The organism is Hymenobacter sp. J193, assembly GCF_024700075.1.
Taxonomy (GTDB): domain Bacteria; phylum Bacteroidota; class Bacteroidia; order Cytophagales; family Hymenobacteraceae; genus Hymenobacter.
This window is the reverse complement of sequence record NZ_JAJONE010000001.1, coordinates 509,433-533,410: the sequence shown is the minus strand read 5'-3', so window position 1 is coordinate 533,410 and position 23,978 is coordinate 509,433. Positions and strand designations below refer to the sequence as shown.

General features: G+C 62.0%; 21 protein-coding genes. 6 read left to right on the top strand and 15 right to left on the bottom strand.

The window, feature by feature from the left end; genetic code table 11:
- Positions 1 to 119: 119 nt before the first annotated feature.
- Both LRS06_RS02355 and LRS06_RS02350 read left to right on the top strand, forming a co-directional pair.
- Positions 120 to 575: a hypothetical protein gene (locus tag LRS06_RS02355; RefSeq protein ID WP_257870001.1), complete on the top strand. Its 456-nt coding sequence runs from the start codon at positions 120 to 122 to the stop codon at positions 573 to 575.
- 118 nt (positions 576 to 693) lie between these two features.
- Positions 694 to 1,449, top strand: coding sequence for a PD-(D/E)XK nuclease-like domain-containing protein (locus LRS06_RS02350; RefSeq protein ID WP_257870000.1), 756 nt, complete (start codon positions 694 to 696; stop codon positions 1,447 to 1,449).
- Between the two features lie 83 nt (positions 1,450 to 1,532).
- Here the strand turns inward: LRS06_RS02350 and LRS06_RS02345 are convergent, their stop codons facing one another.
- From LRS06_RS02345 to LRS06_RS02335, 3 genes are all read right to left on the bottom strand, one after another.
- Positions 1,533 to 2,549, bottom strand: a complete 1,017-nt coding sequence (locus tag LRS06_RS02345; RefSeq protein ID WP_257869999.1) for a zinc dependent phospholipase C family protein — start codon at positions 2,547 to 2,549, stop codon at positions 1,533 to 1,535.
- 67 nt (positions 2,550 to 2,616) lie between these two features.
- Entirely contained in the window at positions 2,617 to 3,930 is a 1,314-nt protein-coding gene (locus LRS06_RS02340) for an NAD(P)/FAD-dependent oxidoreductase (RefSeq protein ID WP_257869998.1), read from the bottom strand.
- A 48-nt stretch (positions 3,931 to 3,978) separates the two neighbouring features.
- Complete coding sequence (locus LRS06_RS02335) at positions 3,979 to 4,506, bottom strand: GreA/GreB family elongation factor (RefSeq protein WP_257869997.1); 528 nt, start codon at positions 4,504 to 4,506, stop codon at positions 3,979 to 3,981.
- 110 nt (positions 4,507 to 4,616) lie between these two features.
- Between LRS06_RS02335 and LRS06_RS02330 the strand changes: the two genes are divergently transcribed.
- On the top strand, positions 4,617 to 5,435 hold the full coding sequence (locus tag LRS06_RS02330; protein ID WP_257869996.1) for a GNAT family N-acetyltransferase: 819 nt from the start codon (positions 4,617 to 4,619) through the stop codon (positions 5,433 to 5,435).
- A gap of 63 nt (positions 5,436 to 5,498) precedes the next feature.
- Here LRS06_RS02330 and LRS06_RS02325 read toward each other — a convergent pair whose 3' ends face one another.
- Positions 5,499 to 7,694: a PAS domain-containing protein gene (locus tag LRS06_RS02325; RefSeq protein WP_257869995.1), complete on the bottom strand. Its 2,196-nt coding sequence runs from the start codon at positions 7,692 to 7,694 to the stop codon at positions 5,499 to 5,501.
- Positions 7,695 to 7,846: 152 nt separating this feature from the next.
- Positions 7,847 to 8,245 carry a hypothetical protein gene (locus tag LRS06_RS02320; RefSeq protein ID WP_257869994.1) on the bottom strand — a complete coding sequence of 133 codons (399 nt, stop codon included), beginning with the start codon at positions 8,243 to 8,245 and terminating at the stop codon, positions 7,847 to 7,849.
- A gap of 526 nt (positions 8,246 to 8,771) precedes the next feature.
- On the opposite strand from LRS06_RS02320, the gene LRS06_RS02315 reads away from it, so the two are divergent.
- The 3 genes from LRS06_RS02315 to LRS06_RS02305 all read left to right on the top strand — a co-directional run bounded on the left by LRS06_RS02315 (position 8,772) and on the right by LRS06_RS02305 (position 9,720).
- Positions 8,772 to 9,062 carry a hypothetical protein gene (locus LRS06_RS02315; protein WP_257869993.1) on the top strand — a complete coding sequence of 97 codons (291 nt, stop codon included), beginning with the start codon at positions 8,772 to 8,774 and terminating at the stop codon, positions 9,060 to 9,062.
- Between the two features lie 123 nt (positions 9,063 to 9,185).
- Positions 9,186 to 9,401 (top strand): hypothetical protein, encoded by a 216-nt coding sequence (locus LRS06_RS02310; protein ID WP_257869992.1) that lies wholly within the window; start codon positions 9,186 to 9,188, stop codon positions 9,399 to 9,401.
- Positions 9,402 to 9,444: 43 nt separating this feature from the next.
- Positions 9,445 to 9,720: a hypothetical protein gene (locus LRS06_RS02305; protein WP_257869991.1), complete on the top strand. Its 276-nt coding sequence runs from the start codon at positions 9,445 to 9,447 to the stop codon at positions 9,718 to 9,720.
- 58 nt (positions 9,721 to 9,778) lie between these two features.
- On the opposite strand, the gene LRS06_RS02300 is transcribed toward LRS06_RS02305, so the two are convergent.
- The 10 genes from LRS06_RS02300 to LRS06_RS02255 all read right to left on the bottom strand — a co-directional run bounded on the left by LRS06_RS02300 (position 9,779) and on the right by LRS06_RS02255 (position 23,974).
- On the bottom strand, positions 9,779 to 10,432 hold the full coding sequence (locus LRS06_RS02300; protein ID WP_257869990.1) for a bifunctional 2-polyprenyl-6-hydroxyphenol methylase/3-demethylubiquinol 3-O-methyltransferase UbiG: 654 nt from the start codon (positions 10,430 to 10,432) through the stop codon (positions 9,779 to 9,781).
- 348 nt (positions 10,433 to 10,780) lie between these two features.
- The gene (locus tag LRS06_RS02295; RefSeq protein WP_257869989.1) at positions 10,781 to 11,236 is read right to left on the bottom strand and encodes a DUF3592 domain-containing protein; all 456 of its coding nucleotides are present in this window, start codon (positions 11,234 to 11,236) and stop codon (positions 10,781 to 10,783) included.
- A 194-nt stretch (positions 11,237 to 11,430) separates the two neighbouring features.
- Entirely contained in the window at positions 11,431 to 12,150 is a 720-nt protein-coding gene (locus LRS06_RS02290) for a copper homeostasis protein CutC (RefSeq protein ID WP_257869988.1), read from the bottom strand.
- Positions 12,147 to 13,166 (bottom strand): N(4)-(beta-N-acetylglucosaminyl)-L-asparaginase, encoded by a 1,020-nt coding sequence (locus LRS06_RS02285; RefSeq protein ID WP_257869987.1) that lies wholly within the window; start codon positions 13,164 to 13,166, stop codon positions 12,147 to 12,149. The genes LRS06_RS02290 and LRS06_RS02285 overlap by 4 nt, the downstream gene beginning before the upstream one ends.
- 151 nt (positions 13,167 to 13,317) lie before the next feature.
- Complete coding sequence (locus LRS06_RS02280) at positions 13,318 to 14,196, bottom strand: SDR family oxidoreductase (protein WP_257869986.1); 879 nt, start codon at positions 14,194 to 14,196, stop codon at positions 13,318 to 13,320.
- Between the two features lie 639 nt (positions 14,197 to 14,835).
- Positions 14,836 to 17,055: a hypothetical protein gene (locus tag LRS06_RS02275; RefSeq protein ID WP_257869985.1), complete on the bottom strand. Its 2,220-nt coding sequence runs from the start codon at positions 17,053 to 17,055 to the stop codon at positions 14,836 to 14,838.
- 250 nt (positions 17,056 to 17,305) lie between these two features.
- Positions 17,306 to 17,932 (bottom strand): DUF4241 domain-containing protein, encoded by a 627-nt coding sequence (locus LRS06_RS02270; protein WP_257869984.1) that lies wholly within the window; start codon positions 17,930 to 17,932, stop codon positions 17,306 to 17,308.
- A 145-nt stretch (positions 17,933 to 18,077) separates the two neighbouring features.
- The gene (locus LRS06_RS02265; protein ID WP_257869983.1) at positions 18,078 to 18,614 is read right to left on the bottom strand and encodes a pyridoxamine 5'-phosphate oxidase family protein; all 537 of its coding nucleotides are present in this window, start codon (positions 18,612 to 18,614) and stop codon (positions 18,078 to 18,080) included.
- Between the two features lie 49 nt (positions 18,615 to 18,663).
- A complete protein-coding gene (locus tag LRS06_RS02260; protein WP_257869982.1) occupies positions 18,664 to 19,023 on the bottom strand; it encodes a DUF3592 domain-containing protein in 360 nt (119 codons plus the stop codon).
- A 22-nt stretch (positions 19,024 to 19,045) separates the two neighbouring features.
- Complete coding sequence (locus LRS06_RS02255; protein ID WP_257869981.1) at positions 19,046 to 23,974, bottom strand: DNA repair ATPase; 4,929 nt, start codon at positions 23,972 to 23,974, stop codon at positions 19,046 to 19,048.
- Between the last annotated feature and the right edge of the window lie 4 nt (positions 23,975 to 23,978).

Below are 23,978 nucleotides of genomic sequence, written 5' to 3'. Positions count from 1 at the left end.
CTGCGTAAAGACTTTGATGAGGATCAGATACTACGAAATAAATAGTTAAACGATTCTTTAATTCTATTTTAATCTATTGATCTTGCGCGAATATCTGCACACCGCAACTAATCTATTGTATGTCAAAAGCTTTACTCTGCAGCCTTTTTGCCTTGCTGGGTGCCGGAACGGTACTGGCTACCGGCCCTGCCAAACCCAAGGTGACCTCCGACAATGGGCAGAAAATTCTGATTCATACCATCGAGCCCGACAGTGCCGCCTTGCGCCGCGTGCGGCTGATCCTGCGCATGGAAGGTTACAACCGGCAGGTGCTGGTGCCCACCGCACATGCCTACGTGGCCGGCCCGAAAGTCAGCCCGGCCTTTGGCGGCACCATGTTTTACATCACGGCCAAGGTTTCCGGCAACACACTCAGCCTCTCGGCCAAGCACGTTTCGTATGTAGGAGATAAGGTGGTAGACGTGACGGCCGACGAAGCCACCAAAGCGGCCGGGCAGCCTACGCCCACCGCCCTGGAGCTGCGCCGGGTGGCAGCTCTGTATACCGGCTCGCCCTTGGTAGCCCAGCGGCGGTAGCGTATCTTGCGCTGACTGTATAGTGGGTTCGGTGCTCGGCAAGCGGGTACCGAACCTCTTTTTTCGCGCCCGCTACAACCTCCCGGCAGCTGAGCAAGTATCAGCTGACTGAACGAATATGCCTGAACCTGCTCGCCGCCCCGACCTGCTGCGCCTGTCTTACGACGACTACCGCGCCCTGCCTGCCATTGCCAACTCCGACCTCTCGCGCCTGCGCGACGCCCTCAGCGGCCGCCCCCGGCGCGAAGGCGGCGGCAACGCTCCGGCCCTGAGTTTCGGCACCGCTTTTCATACGGCCCTGCTGGAGCCCGAGCAGTACGTGCCCGGTTACCCCGTCGTAAACGATACGCTGATCTGGTGGCTGGTGGAAGGCGTGAAGCTGCGCGAAGACCTGCGGGAGATGCTGGAAAAGGGGGTGCCGGAGCCCAGCTGTCTGTTTACGGACCCCGCCACCGGCACGCTCTGCAAGCTCCGCGCCGACTTAGTAGTCGACCAGCCCGGCCAGCCCTACACCATCATCGACTTCAAAACCACCCTGGCCCGGGACTACCACCACTTCGTGGCCCAGTGCTCGGGCTATGACTACGACCGGCAGGCCGCTTTCTACTCCGATGCGCTGCAGGCCGAGCGGTTTCTACTGGTAGGCGTGCAAAAGGTAGAGCCCTACCATGTATTTGTGTACGAGGTGCCGCCGCACATGCTGGAGGAGGGCCGCGCCAAGTACCGCCGCCTGCTGGGCTTTCTGAACCCCAAAACCCAGTCGGCTTACCTCAGTACTGCTGCCCGCGAAATGATTCTGGAGCTGGGCCACACGCCTCCCGAGCAAGAAGATGACTCCGCCGGTCTTGCTTCCGACGATGATGTAATTCCGTAGGCAACCAGCCTGAAAATAGCTGAAAAAGCCAGGGCTATCTTCTTTGAAAGGATGACCCTGGCTTTTTCTTACCTGAGCAGCAGCTAAAACTCCTGAAAAGAACGGAAGTCGATGAGTTTGCCTTTGCGGATTTCCTTAAGCTCTTTTTTCAGGTTTTTAGCGCTGGCCTGAGTTGTATAGTCGGCGTCGAGCTTGGTGAGGTCGGGTTTGCCAGCATTCACCCAGGCCGTGTACCAGAAGTTGGCCGTGGCCTGGGCCGCCGTGCGCAGCTGCCGCTCTACCATGCGGTTGAGGGCCTGATGGTAGGCCGCCGAATAGGCCGGCGTATGCACCGGGTTGTTGAACACGTTTTTCTTTATCTGCCCGTCGGCATTCAGGGCGTAGATGTTGGCGGGCGGCGTCTCGGCGGCCAGCTTTTTTTCCAGCGCCAGCAGCGTATCGGCAGCGGCATGGCTTTGGGCAATGATGCGCCAGGCTTCAGCGGCTGGGTCCTGCAGCAGGCGCGGTTCGGCCAGCCGGAAGTTGTAGTCCTTGCCAAACTGTTCGGGCAGCTGCGACTCGAAAAACGCGTGAATCCCTTTCTGGCCCGTCAGCTGCCCGTCGTGGTTGGAGGAGGTGTGCAGGGGCTGGGTGGCGTCGCCGAGGTAGTGGCCCAGGTCGGCAGCCAGAAACAGGATTTCATCCTTGCGCCCGTTTTTCATCGACTGCGTGAGCTTGGCCAGCACATCCTGAATGTACCAGGGCAGACGGCCGCTTTTGTCGAGCATGGCCGCGTCGTACTTCTTGTAGGCCTCGGCCGAGGTCTGTGGTAGCTCACTGATGGCTTGATTACCAAAATCTTCCAGATCAATGAAATGGCGCGGAAACTCCGCCCGGTCGTTGATGACGTACTTGCGCGAGTCGGGAATGACGGCCTCCGTCACTATGAAGTCGATGTGGTTGTAGAAAAACGTGCGCAGCGGAGCGGGCAGCGCCAGCACGGCCGCCCGGTTTACGCGCTGGTGGCCCCAGTTGCCCCAGGCCAGCAGAGCCGTGGGCAGCAGCAACAGGCCGCAGGCAACCAATATAACGCGCGGCAGACGGTAAAAACGGAGCAGCATGGCAAATCAGCTAAAGAAGCAAAGTCCAAATGTCCGGACTTTTGGGCGGCCGGCCAAGATTCAACAGCTATTTACCGATCTGTAATATGCGCCGGGCAGCGTCCTGCCCGCTCACCAAAGCCGCCTCTACGGTGCCCGTGCTGGGGCCTTCATACACGCCTTCGCCCGCGAAGAAGAGGGTATTTTCTACCGGCGTCAGCAACGTTTGTCGGGCCGCGGCGGCTTCCACCGTAGCATAGGAGTAGGCGCCGCGCGCCCACGGGTCGGCGGCCCAGTTCACCACGCAGTAAGCCACCAACTGCTCGCGGAGGGCGGCCACCGTGCTGCCCAGCACATAAGCCAGTGATTCGAGGGCCAGCTGTAGCAGGTCTTCGTCGGGCGTGTGCTGGTGATAGGTAGCAGCGGGCCCGCCCAGCCAGCCCGTGAGCAAGGGGCGCGCATCTGGCAGCTGCGACCACCACGTAGGCACCGGCGCATCCGAAAATGCAAAGCCCAGCTCCGGCAGGTGCTGCGTGAGGGGCGGTTGCGCGGCCCGGTGGAAATCCGGCGCAAACTCCAGCAGCACTTTGATGACGGCGCCAAACCCCAGCTGCCGGGCAGCGGCCCGCAACTCTGGTAACTCAGGCTGAAAGCTGAGGGCGCCCACTGTTCCGGCCGATGCCTGCAGCACGCCCACGGGCACCGTAATCAGGGCCTGCCGCGCCCGGAATAGCTGGCCGGTCGGGCTGACGGCTGCCACCTGTCCAGACTCCCAGGTAAGCTGCCGCACGGGCGTGTCAAGGTAGAGTACGGCGCCCGCGGCTGTGGCTTGGTCCCGTAGCAGCTCCACTAGCTGGCGGTAGCCTCCCGTCGGGCGGGGCGAGTCTTCCGCCCCGCCACCGGCCCATTCGTCGCGCAGGGCAAAGGCACTAGCGCGGGCAGCATCGGCCAGGTTGTAGCCCTCGGCAAACTGGCTTGCCTGCAGGCGTAGCGTGGCGTGCTCGTCGCCGGGGAAGTAGCAGGTCAGGAAATCGGCCAGGGGCATATCCTGCGGCAGCGCGTGCAACTGTTGGAGCAGCGCGGGCATATCGGCCAGAAACTCCACAGACTCCCGCACCTGGCCGGCGTACACCTCATAGTTGCGGCCGGCGGTGCTATGCCACGCTGCCCCGGCTTCGCGCAGCAGCGCGCGGGTAAGCGGCGCGTCGCCGTGGATGAACTCGGCGCCGGCTTCGGTGGGCCCGGTAAAGCCGTCTTCCAGAAAAGTATGAATGCGGCCTCCAATTCGGGCGCGGGCTTCCAAAATTGCTACGCGGCGGCCGATGCGGGCCAGGTCGCGGGCGGCCAGCAGACCAGCTGCTCCGGCACCAATAACGAGTACGTCGATAGAATAGTCGGGCATAAGAAAGGCTGGGCAGGAAAGGGCCGGCACCGGTAAAACGCCGTGTGCCTACTGGTCGCCCTCGTATTGGATGGCGGTTATTTCCACGATTTCCGCGGGTGGGCCGGGTTGCACCGTTACTTGCTGGCCTAGCCCGGCCCCCTGCAGTGCCCGCGCAATGGGCGCCACAAAGGCCACCCAGCCTTTGGCAATGGAGGCCTCATCCACGCCCACAATGGTAAGGCGACGCTCCTGGCCCGGCTGCCGTCCTTGGATGGTGCGCAGCGAAACCGTAGCGCCAAAGCGTACCTCTGTGGCGGGCTGGGTGCGGGGTTCCACTACTTTAGCGCTGGCCAGCCGGGCCTGGAGGGCGTGCAGGCGGCCGTTGAGCACGGTAAGCCGGCGTGTGCGGTCGGCTTCATTATCGTGGCGGGCTTCGGCCTGGGCGCGTTCGGCTTCCAGGGCAGTTAGCTCCTGGCGCAGCAACTCCAGGCCGCGGGGCGTCACGTAGTTGGGCGTGTTGGGTGGCAGGGCGGCGCGGGGCGGAATAATGGGCGCTTCCAGCGAATCATCTTCTTTGGCAAATGCTCGGCTCATAGGCCTGCTTAACGAACCAGGGCAGGGGAGGTTGCTGCCCCCTTGGGCGAGGTCCGTAAACCAATTACCTTGCGGCCGGGGCTCCGGTGGAGCTTCCGCTGCAACTGCTTATGCTGTACTCTGACTTCACCTTATCCCAGCGCCTCGAACGTACCGAAGGCCGTAGCAATGCCGCCTTCGTAGAAACCCGGACCCGGCTGCAGCCCGCCAGCGGCGCCACCTGGTGCGAGGTAGCCGGGGCCACCGCCATGTTCGACGGGCCCGATTCACCCCTGACGCAAACCTTCGGGCTGGGCATGTTCGGGGAAGTGACACCCAGTGACCTAACTGCGCTGGAAAGCTTTTTTCAGGAGCGTGGGGCCCCGGTGCTGCACGAAGTCAGTCCGCTTGCCGATGCTACTCTGCTGCCCTTGCTGACCCAGCGCGGTTACCAGCCCCTGGAATACACCAGTGTACTGTACCAGCCGTTGTCGGCGGCAGCTGCCCCGCCGGTTTCGCGCAACCCGCAGCTGCGCACCCGGCTGCTGGCGCCCGATGAGGCCCCGCTCTGGGCCCGCACGGCCGCGGCCGGATGGAGCACCGAAATGGATGGCCTGGAAGAATTCATCCGGGAGCTTAGCGTGGTCAGCGCCCAAAGTGCCGGTGCCCGGCCATTCCTGGCTGAGCTGGCCGGGGAGCCGGTAGCGGCCGGCGGGTTGTTCGTCTACGACGATGTGGCGCTGCTCGCGGGCGCCAGCACGGTGCCGCAGGCCAGGCGCCAGGGCGGGCAGCAGGCGCTGCTGGAAGCCCGCCTGCACTACGCTGCCAGCCAGGGCTGCACGCTGGCTATGATGGCGGCACTACCAGGCAGCCAGTCCCAGCGCAATGCCGAGAAGCACGGGTTTCGGATAGCCTACACGCGCACCAAATGGCAACTGGCTGCGAAGTGAGTTCGGAGATTTTCAACCAAGTATGCTGATCAGGAGACATCAGCAAAATATTCAGCCAGCTTGTTAGTATCGGCTTTCGGGCAAATGCAGGCGGAAGGTGGTGCCTTCGCCTAGGGTGCTTTCCACGGCAATGTGGCCCCCAGCCTGCTGCACAATACGGTTGACGAGGTAGAGGCCCATGCCGGAGCCACCTACGTGGTCGTGAAAGCGGCGGAACATCTGAAATAAGTCAGTGCCGTAGCGGGGCAGGTCCAGGCCCAGGCCGTTGTCCTGCACCAGCAGGATGGGCGTACCATCGGGTGCCTGCTCGGTGGCCACCCGGATGTGGGGCGGGCGCTCAGGGTGGGCGTACTTAAGGGCGTTGCTGATCAGGTTGTAGAGCACGCTCTGTAGGTTCAGGCGGCCAAAGTTCAGCACGGGCACGGCTGCCATATCTACCTCCACGGTTGCGTGCTGAGCTTTTATCTGGCTGTGCAGGCTGCGGACGACGGACTGCGCCAGCGGCACGAGGGCCACCGGCTCGGCCGGCACGTGGCTGTGGCGCCGCTTTACCTGCACTACTTCCACCAAGCCCTGAATGGTACGGTGGATCTGGCTTAGCGCGCCCTCAAACATGCCCAGCAGTAAGGGCGCATCGGGGTCCTCGAAGACGGCGGTGCGCTTCAGCTCCTCAAACACGCCCGCCATGTTGTTTACCGGCTGTTTGAGGTCGTGGGAGGCCGTGTATACAAAGTTGTCGAGGTCCTGGTTGCTGCGGGTAAGCTGCTGGTTGGCAAGGCTGAGCTCCTCGTTGGCCTGCGCTACTTTCTGGCGGGCCAGCACTTGCTCTGTCACCTCGTAGGCAAACACCAGGATACCATCAATCCGGCCCTCGGCATCGTGGCGGGCCTGGTACGTGAAGGTGAAGTATCGGTCTTCGAGCGGAGCGCCCTCGTAGCGGGCCGAGTGCAGCAATACTTCCTTGCCCTCAAACGCCTCGCCGGTGCGGTATACCCGCTGCAGAATTTCCCAGATAGACTGCTCCTTCAGCTCCGGCAGCGCATCGGCAATGGCCTTGCCGCGCAGCTCCCGCCCCGGAAACAGCTGCTGATAGCCGGGGTTCACCAGCTCGTACACCAGGTCGGGCCCATCCAGAATGCAGATAGCCGCCGGAGCCTGCATAAAAAACCGCTCCAGGCGGGCGCGCTGCCGCTCGGCTTCGGCCTGGGCCGTTTGCAGCTCCTGGGTGCGGGCCGCTACGCGGGCTTCCAGCTGCTGGTTGAGCTGCTGCAAAGCCCATTGCGCCTTGGAAAGCTCGGCGTTGTTGGCTTTGATTTCCTGATTGGCTTCCTGTAGCTCTCCGTTGGAGGCGGCCAGATCCTGGTTGGTTTGCGCCAGCTGCTCGTTGAGGGTGCGCAGCAGCTGCTCACTTTCCTCTACCAGGCGGCGGGCTTCCACCTGGGGCGTTACCTCGTAGGCAAATACCAGAATCCCGTCGATGGCTCCCGTGCTGCTGTGGCTGGGCTGGTAGATGAAGTTGTAGTAGTTTTTGCCCAGCTCGCCGGAGTTGGTGTGGTCCAGCTGCACCAGCATCTCGGTAGCGTAGAACGTTTCGCCGGTGCGGTACACGTGGTCGAGCAGGTCGAAAACGGGCTGGCCGACCAGCTCCGGCATGGCCTCCCGGACAGGCTTGCCCAGAATGGCCCGTGGCCCTACCAGCTGCTGGTAGCGCGGGTTCACCAGGCTAAAGGTGTGCTCAGGCCCCTGAAAAATGGCAATGAGGGCCGGCGCTTCCATAAACAGGTTGTGCAGGCGGTTGCGCTGCGCTTCGGCGTCGGCGCGGGCAGCCTGCTCCCGGGCCCGGCTTTCGCGCAGGGCCGCTTCTACCTCACTGTGCGTGTGGGCCGCAGTGCCCGTCACGCTCACCAGCAAACCCTGGCCGGCACGCCGGGCCGACAGGTGGTAGTGGTCGTCGAGGCCATCAGCCTGGTAGTGCAGGGTAAACCGGCCCGGCTCACCCGATTCGAGCACGTGCCGGTAAAACGCGAATACGCCGTTGTGCAGCGTCTGGGGGTATACCTGCAGGTGCGTGCCTTGCGGGTGGGCCGGCAGCTTCAGCAGCTGCTGAGCCGCTGAGTTCAGCAAAACAAAATCAAGGTCCGTAATCTGCCCATCGGTGCGGATGGGTTCATAGAGCAGGATGCCGGTGTGCGAAACCTCCAGCAGCCCCAGCAGCAGGTCATCGGGCGGAAATGAGGCTCCCAGGTCGGCGGGTAACATAGCAGCGGCGGAAGGAATAACGGGCACGACAGAAACCCGGAAATGCGCCGTGGAAGGGCAGCGCCGGCTACGGGTAAGCCAAACAGACCCCGGAAGGTACTGCTTACGGCAGAAACAACCAGCCAACCGTTTCCTCTTCCGGAGCAGCGGGCCTACTTAGTCCCAAGCAGCCAGGATGTGGCAGCGGCTTCATTGGCAAACAGGTGGTACGTGAGGGCGGCCGCCTCACCATCCTGCCGGGTAAACTCTGCCGGCAACTGGGCAAAATCCTCTTCGGCCAGCAGTACAGCCCCAAATACGCGGTGTCCCTGGTTTTCTTCGGAAAGCCAGTAGCCTAGCACCCACTCGTTTTCTTCGGGCGTGAAGGGCTCCATCTGGCGCTGGTCGCCGAGCATCCGGTCCCAGTTGCGCAGGCGCAGCAGCTGTACCGTGTGGGTCAGAAATGCCTGGAGGTGGTGAAGCTTGCGCGGGCCTGGGTGGTACTGCACCAGCGCGTACCCATCAGGATGCTCCAGCACCCGGCCCACGGGGTTTTCAAAATATAGGCGCATGGAAGAGAGAGGCAAGCAAATAGGTGGTGAAAAGCAGGGTAGGAGTAGCTTGGCAGCCGACCTGCAGTAAAGCGGCGGGTCCGTATACTCTCTTCGGCGGGCAGATGATACACTTCCCGCCAAACGGCTGCAAAATAGCCAGCAAATGGTAAGTTTCCTGTTTTTAATTGTTCGTTCCCCGTTGTCAGGAACAAGCGCCTGCCACAAACAACGGGGAACAGAGAGCTGGATAGTAGAGTGGTGAAAAATATAGTTTACCCCAAATGACCCTCTGCGGGCTGCAATGGTCGTTTTGGTGGCTGGCGCCCGCACCCGGCAGGCAGCCGCACCGGATTATCGGCAGAAAAGGCGGAACTTACATGGGCCAACCGGGCTGCGGCCCCACTGGCCACCCCCGCCATCCTTGTTTTTGCTGCTTCCGGTCGTAGGGCCGGCACGGCCAGCACACGGAGCCGAGCCGGCACCCGGCCCCGTGTAGCCTACTGCCCGGCCCCGTGGCCGGGTGCCCTTTGCGGGTTCTTTTCCTATGACTTCCTTCTACCAGCCGGCGGCCGAGTTGCTGCGCGCCTGGGGCTTTGCGCCCTACGCCGCGCCCGCCGGCCAGCGCCGCTTCAGCCGCCCCAGCGACTGTGGCCAGGAAACCCTGGTGCTCTACGACGACGGCGAAATGACGCTGCTCGAAGCCGTGCAGGGCCAGTTGCTCTACAGCTTCCAGGGCCGCGTGGCCTCCGAAGCCGAACTGCGAGTGCTGCTGCGCCAGGTGAACTGGCCCGCCGAACCTCCTATTTCTCAAGAATCTTCCCCCCAACTACCATGACGGATACTTACCTGCGGAGCCTCGGCTTCGTTCCTACCGAACCCGCCCGCACGGCCATGACGCCCCCCCTTCCACCTGGCTTGGCGCTACCAGCAGGAAAAGCTGGCCCAGGATGGCACGCCCTTGTTTATCGAGCACCCATTTGGGGTAGCCAGCTGCCGGCTGAGCGCCCTGGCCGCCCCGCTCGACCAGCAGGATGTGGTAGCCACCGTGGCTTTGCACGACCGCCCGGCGCTGGAAGAAGCCATTAAAGCATTTTTCGACGCGCACGGCGGCGTAGGCCAGCCGATACCGGCATTTGTGCCACATACCTTCCGGCCCTACCGGCGCAGCGAGTAAGGCCGGCGCCCCTCCCTTTTTTGCTTCTGCTTACTTAAAGATCATGGATCAAGACCTCCAGCTTAGCCTGGCCAACAACGCCAAAGAGTGGCTGGCCCTTTCACTGTCAATTTCTTCTGCCGAAAAGCAGGCGTTTGGCAAAGTACACGACGGCTTCTTCACCACCTACGGAGCCAATTTCATGGCCCATGTATACCGCCTCACCATTGAGCGCGCCCTGCAAAGCATGCCTGAGACCGAGCGCGACAAGCTGATGATTACCTTCCGCGAAACTATGGATAAGGCCATCGACGAGCATTACTCTACCTCGCCTTCCTGAATCAGAGTAGAATAAGGAATGAAGCGTGTGCAATGAAGAAGTGGACTTCCCATAATCTTCATTGCGCACGCTTCGTTGTTTTCCGGGCTACCAGGCGGACCAGCCGGTGGGTTTCGCGGGTGAAATCGGCTACGGCAACGGGCTCCTCGTAGCGCACGATCTGGAAGTCAGCCGTGCAGTAAAGGTCCGGCAGCTCGTTGGTAGCAAAGCCCACGCGGTGGGTGGGCGGCGTCTGCCAGGTTTGGTTGACGTCGGCGTGGAAGTTTTCCAGCACCAGCAGGCCGCCAGGCCGCAGCGCCGCCTGCACCTGCGCCAGGTGGGCGCTTTCGTCGGCGTAGCAAAGCAGAATCAGGTCCCAGCAGCTGTTACCCCAGTCGTACGTATTGGCGTCGCCTACCACGGTGGTGAGGGCTACGCGCAGCTGCCCGGCCCGTTGCTGCGCAAAAGCCAGCGCCTGATCGGCCAGGTCAATGCCCGTAACTTTCCATCCCAGTCCGGCCAGGTACAGGGCGTTGCGACCTTCACCCATGTTCACGTCTAGGGCTGCGCCGGGTGGTACTGCCTGCACCGCTTTCTTTAGCAGTGCGTTAGGCTCAGGGTTGAAGCGGGTGCTGCGCCAGGTGGCATCGAGCAGGTGATGGTTCCAGCGGGCACGCTCCTGCTCGAGCTGTTGCGCGGGCGTAGGATTCGGCGGCAAGCTGGATTCAGCCATTCTAGGTAGTAGTGAGAGTAATTGAGAGCGGCACCGATTGGCGACAAGTACGGGAAATAAAGGGCCGAGGGATGAAAGCTTAAGTTGGCACCTTGGTGCTGGGCGGCTCCTGCTTGCTGTATTACAATGCATGTAGGCTTTCTGCTTTACCATAGGTATTATCAGTATAGCCTCTATAGCGACCAGTTGGTGCCGTGCCGAAGCGGCTTAAAATTCATCAGACGAACATCTTAGAGCGTGTTTGGGAATTTATGAAAACGTCGTTTCTGTCATGCTGAGCCTGCCGAAGCATCTCTACCGCTTCGTTGAAAAAGCCCCAAACGAAGCGGTAGAGATGCTTCGGCAGGCTCAGCATGACGTTCTTTTCAAATTCCCAAACACGCTCTTACTCAGGAAGACCATATACAGGACACAAGAGACGAATAGCACATACCCTAACCAAGCCAGCCAGTCGAGCAAGCCAAAGGATTCTTTGCCGATAATAAAGCTCCGGGAATCGTTAGGATTATATAGTATATGGATAGGTTGTCCTACGTGGAAAGGCGAAGGATAAGCCCCGATATCATAACGCACGGTTAGCAATTCGTTGTTGGCATCAACATATTGAACTACTGGTACCAGAGAAACAGAATCACTATCTCTCTCATCCTTCTCTAGGCAAATAATTGTTCCCTTTGTAAGCACCCCATGCTGTTGAAACCATATTCTTTTGCGGTAACGCGCAAAAACGAAATAGTTTCCAGCAATAAAGATTGAAAGGAAAAAGACCAATCCAATAGCGTCAATGAGGTGTAAAGGCTTCATAGAGTTAGTTGCTTACAGTTAAAGCAATCAAGCTGTTTCAACTGCTTCAGCCACGAGGCTCTGGATTGTTAGGCGGCTTCCATTTTCCTGCATTCCAAATAAAACAGCTAAATACATTAACAATCCGCACCTGTAACTACTGGCTAGCGCTGAAGTGACGAAAGGAGCTGGGAAGGGCATTAAGGCACTACACGCTAGCGGTCAAGTTGAGCTAAGAGTTGCGCCACAATGGCGGCATCGGTTTCGGGCAAAGAAACGTCGAAAGGCGTGGGCGTTGGGCCGTGCGAAAGAGCTGCCGGCCCGGTGGCGCTGGCGTGAAACTCGGTGGCGCCGGTGCGGGCTGCCAGCGCCCGGATGTTGTCCGGCCGGATGCCTGCGCCGGGCATTACCGTGATTCGCCCGGCCGCCTGGGCTACCAGGGCCGCCAGCTGCGCCTGGCCCGCCTCGGCCGTAGCCTGGCCGCCGGAAGTGAGGATGCGCTGGCAGCCCAGGGATACTACGTCTTCCAGCGCCTGGGCCTGATCGGGGCAGGCATCAAAAGCGCGGTGAAAGGTAACGGGCAGCGGCCCGGCCACCTCCAGCAACTCCCGGCACCGGGTCTGGTCGACGCGACCGGCGGCATCGAGCACGCCCAGCACCACCCCGTCGCAGCCTAGCTGCCGACACTGCGCAATGTCTGCGGCCATAATGGCCAGCTCATCGGGGGAGTAGCAGAAGTTGCCCGGCCGCGGCCGAATCAGCACAAACACCGGAATATCGACCAGCTCCCGCACCCGCCGTATGAGGCCGTAGGAGGGTGTGGTGCCGCCCTGCGCCAGGTTTTGGCATAGCTCTATGCGGTGCGCCCCACCCGCCTGCGCCGCTACCGCCGACTGCACCGAGCCCGCGCAGATTTCCAGCACATGCGTCTTCATTTCAACAGATACTCGCTTTGAATAAGCTGCTGGTTGCTGGCATCACACACGGCGTAGCTGAAACCCTGCTGCAAGGCAAACGCGCCGTGCTGGCCCTGAATGTTCACTGCAATGAAAGCCACCTGAATGTCGCGGGCCTTGGCGCCTTTGATACGGGCAATGCGCTCCACGGCGGCTTTGCAGGCAGCTTTCGGCGAAAGGCCCTGGCGCATAAGCTCTACCACGGTGTGGGCCCCGGCAATGCGAATCACGTCTTCTCCCTGCCCGGTAGCCGCAGCGGCGCCCACCGCATTATCCACAAACAGGCCCGCGCCGATGAGAGGAGAGTCGCCGAGGCGGCCGCGCATCTTGAAGCCCATGCCGCTGGTGGTGCAGCTGCCGCTTAGGTTGCCACGCGCATCCTGAGCCAGCATGGCAATAGTGTCGTGGTTGTTGGCCCCGCCCACCGGTCCCACCGGTTTCTTGCTGCCCGAGTTTTCGATGTTGACGACGGGCTTGTACTGGCTGGTTTTGAGCCACTCCCGGTAAGCCAGCTCGGCATCGGGGCTTAGTTTCTGGGGCTCCAGCGGGAAGCCTTGGGCCACGGCAAACTGCTGGGCCCCTTCGCCCACCAGCATCACGTGGGGAGTGCGCTCCATCACGCGGCGGGCCACCTGAATGGGATGCTTGATGCGCTCCAGGGCGGCTACGCTGCCGCAATTGAACTGGTCATCCATGATGCAGGCGTCGAGCGTCACAATACCGTCCCGGTCGGGGTTGCCGCCCAGGCCCACGCAGCAGCTTTGCTCGGCTTCCGTCACCATCACGCCCGCTTCTACCGCGTCCAGGGCCCGGCCGCCCTTGCTTAGCACTTTCCACGCGCCCTGGTTGGCGTTCAGCCCGGCATCCCAGGTGGATATTACCAGCGGCTTGCCCGCTACGGCCCGCGGGGGCAGACTAAGCGCTTCAGCCGGGCGACCGGCGGCCATAGCCAGGGAAGCAGCGGAAAAAGTCAGGAACTTTCGGCGGGTGGTCATAGCAGAAAAGGGCAGATGCTGGACTCCAAAGAAAGCAGGTTCCCGGCACCTGGCCGCATCAAGGTCCATTGTACCACACCGGTTACAATACAACCCGCGCCCCAGCCGGCACGGGTTTGGCCGGGGCGCGGGTTCATGAATTAGCTGGTCCCTAGCTGCCCTTAGGCATGCCGCCGGTTACTTCCAGCAGGCTGCCGGTGGCGTAGCTGCCATCCTGGGAGGCAAAGAACACGTATGCGGGGGCCAATTCCTCAGGCTGGCCGGGGCGGCCCAGCATCGTGGAGTCGCCAAACTTTTTCAGGTCCTCTTTGATCATGGTGCCGGGAATGAGGGGCGTCCAGATCGGGCCGGGCAGCACCGCATTCACCCGAATTTTCTTTTCACCGAGGTAGGCGGCCAGGCTTTTCGTGAAGGTGTGAATGGCGCCTTTGGTAGAGGCATAATCGATGAGGTGCGGATTGCCCACCAGCCCGGCAATGCTGCCGGTATTAATGATAGAGTCGCCTTCGTGCATAAGCGGAATGGCCGCCTGCGCCATAAAGATGTAGCCCTTGATGTTGGTGTCGAAGGTGCGGTGCACGTTTTCCTCGGGGATGCTCTCGAATTTCTCGTAGCCCATCTGGTAGGCGGCGTTGTTGACGAGAATGTTGAAGCCGCCCAGTTCCGTATGGGTGCGGCGTACGGCTTCGCGGCACTCGGTAGCGGAGCTCACATCGGCCTGAATAGCCAGGAACCGGCGCCCCTGGGCTTCTACGGCCTGTCCTACCACGGCGGCATCTTCGGCATTGGTGTGGTAGATGATGGCTACATCGGCGCCTTCCATGGCGAAGGCCAGCGCTACGGCCCGCCCAATGCCTGAGTCGCCGCCCGTGATGAGGGCCACTTTGCCCTGGAGCTTGCCCGAGGGCTGGTAGCTCGACATATCCCAGTCGGGCTGCTCCTTCATGGCTTCCTCGCTGGTAGGGTACCCCATGGGCTTGGGGTTGATTTCGCTGTTGGTGGGCCGAGGCTCGTTTTGTTCCGTCTGCATAGCTTAGAAAAGGTTAGTACAGGCAGGAAATACGAGCTCCGGCGGCGAAGGTCAGCCAAGGCCGAAAAGTTTTTGCGGTATGCTTCAGCTTACGGAAGCGTATCTACGGGCCTCAAAATGCCTGAAAATCAATGATAAACAGGATCGGAAAGAGCCATGTGAGCTGCACGCTATGGGGCAGCCCAACAAAGGCGTCTCATAAGAAGCGCGGACGCAGCTAGAGGAAGGAGAGGGGAGAGCTAAGAAGGCGCATTTCAGTCTATCCACGCCTGGGGCAGTTGCTGCCTAAGCTCAAGCCAGAGTCTGTTTACTTTTCGAAGTAGTGCCCCTGCTCCAGCTCTGCCAGGAGGGTGCTGTGGCTGGGCGGCCAGCCCAAACGCTGCTGCGTAAGGGCCTGGAGGCCGCTGGGTAGAGCCCCACGAAGCCAGCCATCCAGCCGAAATGGTCAGGGGCGGCGGTTACCTTCCTAACTACTAGCCTGTTTGGGTGGCCACGAACGTTGACAATGGCACGCACATCGAATGCCTTAGCCAGGCTGGTACCGCTAGCAGACCGAGCGTCTGATGAAGTCCAACGTCTTTCAAGCTTTTCACGGGGTACTCACGGAAGCTTCGGCGTAGCAGGGCTAATAACGCGGATTCAGTTGTTATCCTGGTCGGCCACGTAGAGGGTGCCGTCCGGGGCCACGGCTACGGCGGCGGGGTGGTTGAAGCGGGCCTGGGCGGCGGGACCGTCGCGGTAGTCGCCCAGGGCCTGACCTTCCATGCCGCCGCTGTCGTCGGGGCCGTAAAAGTGCTCGGCGTACTTGGTGAGTGGGGGCTCCATACGGTGGCGGCCCGTTTGCCCGGCCACGGTAGTTACCTCGCCCTGGGGGCTGACGCGGCGGATAAGGTGGTTGCCACGGTCGGCAATAAACACGTTGCCGTGAACATCCACGGCCAGGCCGGTGGGGTAATGGAAGCGGGCCTGGCGGCCGGCACCATCGGCGTAGCCCGGCTCGTAGTCGCCGGCCAGCCACTCGGAGCGGCTGCTGCCGGGGGCGTAGCGTAGCAGGCGGCCCTGGAGCACGTACACGGCCCCATCGGGCCCCACGGCCACGGCGCTGGGGTAGAAGTAGTGGCCTTCGTTGCTGAAAGGACTAACGAAGTGGGTGTCGCCTTTTAGCAGGGTGCTGACTTTGCCCTTGGGCGAAATCCGGCGCACGGCCATTGTCTCACCGTCGGTGACGTAGAGCGTGCCGTCGGGGGCGGCCGCAAGGGTGCCGGGCTTGTTGAAGCGGGCACTCCAGAACAAGCCGTCGTCGTGGTTGCCGGCCACGATGCCCGGCTGCCCGGCCCAGACCTGCACCTTGCCCTCGGCGCTGAGGCGGTAGATGGTGTGGCGGCCTTCGTCGGCTATGAATATGCTGCCCACGGGCCCGGCCACCACCCCGGCGGGGTTGAAGATTTCCTCGGGAGCCTGGCTACGCTCCTCGGGGTGCGGAAAGCGGCCGGCAATGGTGCGTACCTCGCCCTGGGGACTTACGCGGCGCACCAGGCCGTTGCCGAAGTCCGCCACCAGCAGGTTACCATCGGGCTCCAGAGCCAAGCCCCGGGGCTGGCTGAACGAAGCCATGACGGCCGGGCCATCCAGGGAAGTGCGGGGCGGCTCCCCGGCCAGCGTAGTCACCTGGCCAGCAGGGGTAATGGCGCGCAGTACTTTGTTTTGCACGTCGGCCACGTACAGGGTGCCATCCGGGCCCAGGGCCAGAGCATCAGGATAGTTGAAGCGGGCCTGGGCGGGGTTGGGGCTGTCGGCATAGGCGCGGGCGTCCTTCACCCCGGCCCAGGGGCTGACGGGCTCGGTGTGGTCGGGCAGGATGCGGCGCACGGTGTGCCGCGAGTCGTGGGAGGTGAGGTAAATAGTGCCTTGCTTATCGACTACCATGCCTTGAATGCCGTCCAGGCGCAGCTTGGCCCCGGGCCAGGTGCCGCGCCGGGTGTTGGTCATGGTGCCGGCCCAGGTGGTTACTTCCCCGCGCATGCTCACCCGCCGGATGCAGCCATTGACCACGTCGGCGACCAGCAAAGCCCCATCGGGTGCCAGGGACAGGGCCTGGGGGTGGGCGAAGCGGGCAATCCGGCCCGCACCGTCCACCGCGCCGTACTCACCCGGCTCCCCGGCCAGGGTGCTAACGATGCCGGCCGGGGTAATGCGGCGGATGACGCTGTTTTGGGTATCGGCTACGTAGAGGTTGCCCGCCGCGTCAAGCACCAGGCCCATCGGGCGCCGGAACCGGGCCTGGGCAGCAGGTCCGTCGCGGTGACCTTCCGCGTCGTAGTCGAAGCCCGACTTGCCGGCCAGCGTGGTCACGTCGCCCTGCGGGCTGATGCGGCGGATGGCATGGTTCTCGGCCACGTAAACCGTGCCATCCGCCGCTACGGCTATGGCCTGAGGAAACGTAAACCGGGCTGCCACGCCCCGTCCATTGGTGAGGTCGGTAGAGGTAGCTAGGTGTATTACGTAACCGTCGGCCTGCTTCTGCGGGGCCGGCGGCTCCCCGGCCAGGGTGGTGACCCGGCCCGCAGGCGTGATTTTGCGGATGGCCGGCCCGTCGATGAGGTAGAGGTTGCCCTGGGCATCGGCGGCCAGGGAGCCTACCTGGTAGAACCGGGCCGCGGTGCCTTGCCCGTCGGCGTAATTCGGCGGCAGCGGGCGCCCCGCCAGGGTGCTGACTACCAACTCAGGCGGAGGCCCCGCCGGTTGGGTGCGGGTCGGGTGCCGGACCGGTTCGGGCGCCCGGCTGGCCCGGAACAGCCAGCTACCCGCCGCCAGCAGCAGCACACAGATTCCAATCACCCCAAGCCAGCCGTAATTCATTGGTAGTGTCATCGAAGTCAATGGAGGTTCGTGTACGGTCGCAGTAGAAGGGTGGTGAAGCAGCGGCGAGTTTCTGGGTAGCACAAGGGGCTTAAAACGTGTTTGGGTTTTTTAGCTGTGGTCATGCTGAGCCTGTCGAAGCATCTCTACCGCTTCGTTGAGATAGTAACTCTAACAAAGCGGTAGAGATGCTTCGACTCCGCTCAGCATGACGTTCTAGAGGCCTTTTTAACAAAATTCAAACGTGCTCTTAGTTGGCGTTGGCGTCGATAAACTCCGTGACGAACTTCACGGGCTGATCATGGGCATTGAGGCCAAAGTAAGTGGCGTAGAACCCGTCGCCGTAGCCCGACTGAAACACGGCCACGTTGTTTTCCTGGCTGGGGTAGGGCTGCAACGTACAGTATGGCTGGCTTCCGGCCGCCGGGTAAAGCAAGTCATCCACGTAATCGTCGTAGTAGCTGACATACGCGTCGCCTAACTCGGCTTGCAGGTCAGCGTCGTGCCGGTTGACCAGGGCCAGGGTGGAGTGGTCCATGAAGCAGCCCAGGCCCGCCGATACTGGGTAGCCGAAGATTTCACCAGGCGCAAGCGAAGCAGGGTCCTGCCGCGCTGTCACGGCCAGCTCCCAGCGGCTGACGGTCCCTTCGCGCAGGCGCAGCTCGGCGTAGGCAATGCATTGATCCGCGGGCAGCAGGTGGATGTACACCGGGTAGCAGCCGGGCAGAAAGGGTTGGCGGAAGGGCTGTGGATCGGAGTAAGCCACCGGGTCACAGGCCAGCAGCTTTCCGGTTGGGAGAAACAGCTCGGTGACGAGCAGGGGCTGCAGCTTAGTGAGATGGGTAGAATCAGAAAACAAGCGGGTCAGACTAGTCATACGATAGGCTGCAGGTTAACAGGGGGTAGTAGCACGGTCGCAATATACCGGCAATAGCCTCCTGAGTGCCGCTTAACTCCTCCTCCAGGTTTTTTCCAGCGCGGGCAGAAAAACAGCGTCTCACGCATGCACCCCGTAGCCCGGCTCAAATGCCAGTGGGCTTGCCGTCGATGCTGCGGGTGTTGCGGTCGTGCCAGTACTGCTCTACCTGCTCGGTACCGCGCTTTTCCATGTTGTGATTCAGCTCGTCACGCTCGGCCCGGAAATCCAGGAAGGGCACGGCCATGCCGCAGGAGGTCTGCACCAAATCCACCTCCACCACCAGAATCTGCCGGGCGCCGGGCAAGGGCGGAAACAGGAGCAGCAGGTCGGCCCACTCCGGGTCGCGCGGGTGGTATATAGTGGCCGTGCCGTAGAGGCGCAGAATGTTGGGCTTGCCCTCGAAGGCGCACCACATCAGCGTAATGCGGTTTAGCTCCAGCAAGTGGGCGGCGGTTTCGTTGCCGCTGCCGGTCAGGTTGAGCCAGGCCACGCGGTTGGGGTCGAGCACGCGCAACGTGTCCTGGCCCTTGGGCGAGATATTGACGCGCCCATCTGCGGCGGCCGTGCCCACGAAGAACATGTGCTGCCGCTCGATAAAGGCCTGAGTGTCGGCGCTGATGGTGGGGTATTGCTTGCCCATGAGGAAGGGAGCTAGGAAAGTTGTCTAGTTAGGTAGTCGTTACCAGCTACTATGAAAACACACCAAATAGTAGCAACAGCAAGCCTATACTCAGGAATAAGGCGTGCAGCACTTTGTGCTCAGGGGTAATCAGGGCAATTTCCTGCGGATTATCAGGATTGTAGTACAGACTGATCCACTCACCATTTTGGTGGTATCGGCGTGATGGACTGGCTGGTGGTTTCGCCGTAACGGGTTGCTGATCGGTGGTGTAAAACCTGATAATGAGACCCTCATCGTGGTCAACGACAGTACCCATCGTGAGCTGCCCATTGCGCAAAAGCCATTGCCGTTTGCGCCATAGGTACAGACCATATAGCAACAGCAAGCCGCCCATGAGGCTCATAGATACACTTTCTTCAGTAATCATGACTGTATCCCTTGATGATAATCTACTCCCGCTTCAGCGCCTCCCGAATTCCACTCAACCCTCCGGCAATGCTTTCGAGCTTGTCGAGCATCTGCAGGAGCTGGCCGGCGCCGGAGTCGCGGAGGTTGTCGAGGTAGGTTTGCTTGATTTGCTGCCAGCGGGCGGCTTGCTCGGGGGTGAGCCAGTTGAGCAGCTCGCGCAGCTTGAGCAGGTTGGCCTCGGTGGCGCTGGTCAGGATTTGGGCTTCGCTTTCGTAGTGGGCGGCCAGGAGCTGCTCAATTTCCTGGTCGTTCATCACGGGGCGCACTTTCTCGGCCAGCTTGTTCATGTTGCGGTAGGAGCCCTGCAGCTTGAACGGCGGCTCGGTGCGGTAGGCGTCGGCCTGGGCGGCGCTGGCAATGTAGGCGGCATTTACCTTGGCCACCACGTCGCGCAGGCGCAGCAGCTTTTGGAGCACCGCCACGTACTCGTTCAGCTCCTCGGGCGTGTGGTTGCCCTCGAAGCTGAGGCCGTCCTGCTGTCCGGTTTCGGCGAGGCGGATGAGGGCGGGCACGTCCTGGGGGCTTTGGGTGGCAAGGCGGGCTAGGGCCGCGTTGCTGGTGAGGGCGTTTTCGAGGTAGGAGAGGCGGAAGGCGTCTTCGGAGCCAGCCGTGAGAATGTCGCCGAGGTTGTAGATGTCGGCACGGTTGGCTAGCATGTCGGGCAGTTGGAATACGTCGCCGCTTTCGGTGTAGGGGTTGCCGGCCATCACCACGCACACCTTGCGGCCGCGGAAGTCATAGGTGCGGGACCGGCCCTGGTACACGCCCTCAATCTTGCGCTGGGCGTCGCAGAGCGAGATGAACTTCTGCAAAAACTCGGGGTTGCAGTGCTGGATGTCGTCCACGTAAATCATCACGTTGTCGCCCATCTCGAAGGCCAGGTTCAGCTTCTCCAGCTCCTGCCGCGCCCCGGCGTTGGGGGCCTGGGCGGGGTCCACGCTGGTTACGGCGTGCCCGATGGCCGGCCCGTTGATCTTCATGAAGATGAGGCCCAGGCGGTTGGCCACGTACTCCATGAGCGTGGTTTTGCCGTAGCCGGGTGGCGAGATGAGCAGGAGCAAGCCCATAAGGTCGGTGCGCTTGCCCTCACCCGCCGTCCCGATCTGCTTGGCCAGGTTGGCCCCGATGATGGGCAAATACACTTGGTCGATGAGGCGGTTGCGCACGAAGGACGTGAGCACGCGGGGCCGGAAATCTTCCAGACGCATATCCTCGGCGGCTCGGGCCAGCAGCTGCTTCTTTACCTCCTGAAACGCCTCGTACTGGGCCACCGTGGCCCGGTCGTAGTGCAGCAAGCGGCGGCGGAAATCGGGGAAGTCGAGGTGGTAGTTGTTGGTTGTTAGTTGTTGGTTGTTCGTGGAAATGATGCGCGGGTGAGTGCCCTGGAAGCCTTCAAGCGTTTCGCGCAGGGGCGTGTGTACCACCCGCGCCGAATCGTAGGAGCCCGTCAGCAGCAGCACGGCGCACTCGTTGCAGAAATCCGCCAAGGTAGCCGCGGCCGGCGCCTGGCGCAGGTAGGCCTGGAGCCACTGTCGAATCAGGGGGAGCTGGGCGGCGGGCTGTTCCTGGAGGCCCGTCACCGACTGCTGGAACAAGTCGGTGGCCTGGCGCTCGTGCAGCTGCTTCTGGAACTGCTGGTACAGCTCGGCGGCTTCGGCAGCAATGATAAAGGTACCGGTGTGGGTCAGCTCGTGGAAAAGATAGTCGCCCGCCTCCGCTACCTGGGCGGGGGTGAACAGGCCGGTTTGCTCCGCGAAGCGGTCCACAGCGGTTTGTAGCTCGGTTTTCAGCTCGTCGAACTCCTGCGAATCGGGGAAGACCTGGAGCAGCACCCCGATACCCTGAAGCTGCCGCTCCCAGTGGGCGCGCTGGTCGGGGTTGGCGAAGCGCAGCCAGTAGAGGGCCGCGGCGGCGCGGGTGTCGGCGGGGTAGCGGAGCAGGTCGGCGGTGCGGGTGAGGCGTACCAGGGCCGTGAGCAGCAGGGCCGCGTCGTGGTCGTGCACGCCTTTGAGGTAGCCTTCCTGGTAGCGCGCGGCCATAAACTGCTGCACGTAGGTGAGCAGCTCGGTGGCACTGAGGTGGCCTAACTCTGTAACGGACAGCACGGCGGCGCGGCCGGTTTCCAGGTCGGCGGGGGCGGGGTGTTGGGCGGCTTGCAGAATGCGCCAGGCCAGAAACTCGGCCCGGTACACGTCCTGGTTTTCCGACACGACGGTTTGCTCCCACACAGGCTTGGAGGCCAGCAAAGCGGGGTCGGTTATCTTCTGGAAGAAGTTGGTGCCGGTGAGGTGGTAGTGCAGGTCACCGTCGCGCAGCACCACGGTCAGCTCCAGCGGCTGGGTGTTGACGGTGAAGGAATGCGGGCCGAACTTGAGGGTCTGGCCGCCGTCGGCGAACAGGTCGGCCCGGTCGCGGAGCTGGCGCACGGCATCCTCGCGCAAGGTTTTCAGCCGGCTCTGCACATCGTCGGACTTCACTGAGTCGCCGAGGTTGATGAGCTCCTGGGCCGTCTGGCGCACCTTCTCCACCATCACGTCGGCGGCAAAGTACCCGTTGATATCCGCCACTGATTCCAGGCGGGTAAGGCGGCTCTGCACCGCTTTCAACAGCCGCTCGGCGCTTTGCAACAAGGCCGTAGCGCGCTGGTTGCGGGCCGCTACCAGGGCCGTTTTCTTCGACTCAAAGGCTTCTACGACCTGCTCGCGCCGGGTGGTGAGCTGCTCGATAAACTGGTCGAAGTCGGGAAACTTGCCTTCCAACTCTTCGAGCTGCACCATGAGCTTGGTCAGGTACTCGTCGCACTTGGCGGGCGTGTCGGCCAGGTCGAGGTAGTTGGTCAGGGCCTGCTCCAGCAGCTTGAGCTGGGCGGTAAACTCGGCCTGGGCCTCGGTGCCGGCCAGGGCCTGCCGCCGCCGTTTCAGCGCCGCCCTGATCTGGTTGAAGCGGGCGTACACCGTCGAGATGTTGTCGATGATGGCCGTGGTTTGGGTGGGGTCGGGGATGGGCAGGTTGCTGACTACTTCAATCAGCAGCTCCAGCTCCTGGGCCACGGCGGCGGTTTCCTGCTCGCGCTGGTCGGCTTCGATGGTTTTCTGCACCTGCTCCACGCTGTCGGCAATGGCCTGCACGCGCTGGGAGTAAGGCGCCAGGGCATCGGGCTTGAGCAGGAAATCCACGGTTTGCAAGGCCACTTCCTTGCTCAGGGCTTCCAGGTCAGCGGCGTGCTTTCCCACCGCCGGCAGCTCCACGTAGCGCAGCTCCTTGAGCGAAATTACTTCGCCCCGCACCCCGCGCAACTCGGCCAGCAGTTGCACAAACTCCGAGACAGTATCGGGGGCCGAGCGGCGAATGCGGCCGGTCAGCTCGTCGGCTTTCTGGAATACGGCTGCCGTTTGCTGGGCGGTGTTCTTGCGGATACTCTGCACCTTCTCAAACTCCTCCACAGCGGCCGTGGCCGTCTGGCGGATTTCGCCCAGGGGCTCGGCCAACGCCTGAGCGGCCGGCTCGCGCAGCCAGTGGTAGGCGTCGGTGAGGCTAGTTGTCTGGCGGATCAGGTCGAGGTAGAGGCCGGCGTAGGAATCGTCTTTGCCGGTCAGGGTCAGCACCTCCTGCACCTCGCTCATGGCCCGCACAATCTCCTTGTTGCCCAGCTTGTAGAGGTAGGAATCGGAGGTGACGGGCAGCTGAAAATCGGGGGCGGTGTAGGGCGTCTGCCAGATTTGCACGGCGTGGTGCTTCTTGGGCTCATCGTCGGCGCGGAAGTAGCACAGTTCCCCGTTTTCAAACAGGGCGTAGCCGTGGCACACAATCGGGTTATCGACGCGCTGGGCAATGCGGTTGTAGCTCAGTAGCAGGTAGGTGCCGTGGTCCTTGTTGAAGAACACGTACAGAAAATCCTCCCCGTTGGGCGACACCACGCGCTTCTCAAACAGCATCTCGCGCAGGCCGTTGTCGAAGAGCTTGTTGTCGCCGGTTTGCAGGTAGAAGCCGTGGGGGAAGATCAGGCCCTGCCCGTCGGGCAGCAGCACGCAGGCATCGGCCAGGGCATCGAGGCGCTGAGCCGTCTTAAGCTTGTGGTTGAAGATAAAGTAGCGGTAGGTCTGCTCCTGGTAGGGCCGAATTTTGAGCAGAATCAGGTTGCCGATGGCCGCAAAGTAGATTTCCGAGTCGTCGAGTGTTTGGTCCTTATTATCCACCGGCTCGCTCAGAATGCCGTGGCCCGAAGCGGTGTTGTCCTCGACTTTGATGGTCAGGTCGCCGCCCACGGTTTCCACGAACACCTTGTCCTCAATGCTGATGTGGGGGTGCTTGCCGCCGCGCTGCATGTCGCGGGTGGCGCGCTTCCACTGGAACTCGTGCTGGGGTGGGAAGGTGTACTCGTGGTCGGAGCGGTTGTCGATGTAGCTCAGCGTGTCGCCCTGGATCAGCCACTTGAACGTCTTCACGTCGGACGCACTCTTGCCCACCCGAAACACCATGAACAGGTGCACGCCGATGACGGCGAACTTCACGAACTGAGTGTTCTTGTAGTAGCGGTACAGGTTGCGGAACTCCTCCAGAAACTGTGGGTTCTGCAGCAATTCCAGCCCCAGCGGCCGGAAGTCGTGCTCAGTGTACTCGTATATTCCGAACACGTCGGCCAGTTCTGGCTCGGCCTTCAGCCCCAACACCACGTTATACCCGAAGATGAACCGCTGCCCCACCGGCACCATGTCCCAGGCCACGCAGTTGTTTTCCGTCGTGATGCGGCCGGTGCCAATCAGGCGGGTATCCACGGCCCCAAACACCTGCTTACGCTCGGTATTGAGCAAGTCGAGGCGCTGGCGCAGGTCGGTGCTGCTTTTCTGCAGGCGGTTGCGCAGGATTTCGTAGGTGCCGGTTTCGAGTTGGGTGGGGGCTTGAGCTTCCATAGGC

Excerpts from the sequence above, each read along its gene's own strand:
- LRS06_RS02325 (WP_257869995.1), bottom strand. The coding sequence starts at position 7,694 with ATGTTACCCGCCGACCTGGGAGCCTCATTTCCGCCCGATGACCTGCTG.
- LRS06_RS02355 (WP_257870001.1), top strand. The coding sequence starts at position 120 with ATGTCAAAAGCTTTACTCTGCAGCCTTTTTGCCTTGCTGGGTGCCGGA.
- LRS06_RS02280 (WP_257869986.1), bottom strand. The coding sequence starts at position 14,196 with ATGCAGACGGAACAAAACGAGCCTCGGCCCACCAACAGCGAAATCAAC.
- LRS06_RS02300 (WP_257869990.1), bottom strand. The coding sequence starts at position 10,432 with ATGGCTGAATCCAGCTTGCCGCCGAATCCTACGCCCGCGCAACAGCTC.
- LRS06_RS02335 (WP_257869997.1), bottom strand. The coding sequence starts at position 4,506 with ATGAGCCGAGCATTTGCCAAAGAAGATGATTCGCTGGAAGCGCCCATT.
- LRS06_RS02270 (WP_257869984.1), bottom strand. The coding sequence starts at position 17,932 with ATGACTAGTCTGACCCGCTTGTTTTCTGATTCTACCCATCTCACTAAG.
- LRS06_RS02320 (WP_257869994.1), bottom strand. The coding sequence starts at position 8,245 with ATGCGCCTATATTTTGAAAACCCCGTGGGCCGGGTGCTGGAGCATCCT.
- LRS06_RS02340 (WP_257869998.1), bottom strand. The coding sequence starts at position 3,930 with ATGCCCGACTATTCTATCGACGTACTCGTTATTGGTGCCGGAGCAGCT.
- LRS06_RS02315 (WP_257869993.1), top strand. The coding sequence starts at position 8,772 with ATGACTTCCTTCTACCAGCCGGCGGCCGAGTTGCTGCGCGCCTGGGGC.
- LRS06_RS02330 (WP_257869996.1), top strand. The coding sequence starts at position 4,617 with ATGCTGTACTCTGACTTCACCTTATCCCAGCGCCTCGAACGTACCGAA.
- LRS06_RS02260 (WP_257869982.1), bottom strand. The coding sequence starts at position 19,023 with ATGATTACTGAAGAAAGTGTATCTATGAGCCTCATGGGCGGCTTGCTG.
- LRS06_RS02350 (WP_257870000.1), top strand. The coding sequence starts at position 694 with ATGCCTGAACCTGCTCGCCGCCCCGACCTGCTGCGCCTGTCTTACGAC.
- LRS06_RS02285 (WP_257869987.1), bottom strand. The coding sequence starts at position 13,166 with ATGACCACCCGCCGAAAGTTCCTGACTTTTTCCGCTGCTTCCCTGGCT.
- LRS06_RS02305 (WP_257869991.1), top strand. The coding sequence starts at position 9,445 with ATGGATCAAGACCTCCAGCTTAGCCTGGCCAACAACGCCAAAGAGTGG.
- LRS06_RS02265 (WP_257869983.1), bottom strand. The coding sequence starts at position 18,614 with ATGGGCAAGCAATACCCCACCATCAGCGCCGACACTCAGGCCTTTATC.
- LRS06_RS02290 (WP_257869988.1), bottom strand. The coding sequence starts at position 12,150 with ATGAAGACGCATGTGCTGGAAATCTGCGCGGGCTCGGTGCAGTCGGCG.
- LRS06_RS02255 (WP_257869981.1), bottom strand. The coding sequence starts at position 23,974 with ATGGAAGCTCAAGCCCCCACCCAACTCGAAACCGGCACCTACGAAATC.
- LRS06_RS02295 (WP_257869989.1), bottom strand. The coding sequence starts at position 11,236 with ATGAAGCCTTTACACCTCATTGACGCTATTGGATTGGTCTTTTTCCTT.
- LRS06_RS02275 (WP_257869985.1), bottom strand. The coding sequence starts at position 17,055 with ATGAATTACGGCTGGCTTGGGGTGATTGGAATCTGTGTGCTGCTGCTG.
- LRS06_RS02345 (WP_257869999.1), bottom strand. The coding sequence starts at position 2,549 with ATGCTGCTCCGTTTTTACCGTCTGCCGCGCGTTATATTGGTTGCCTGC.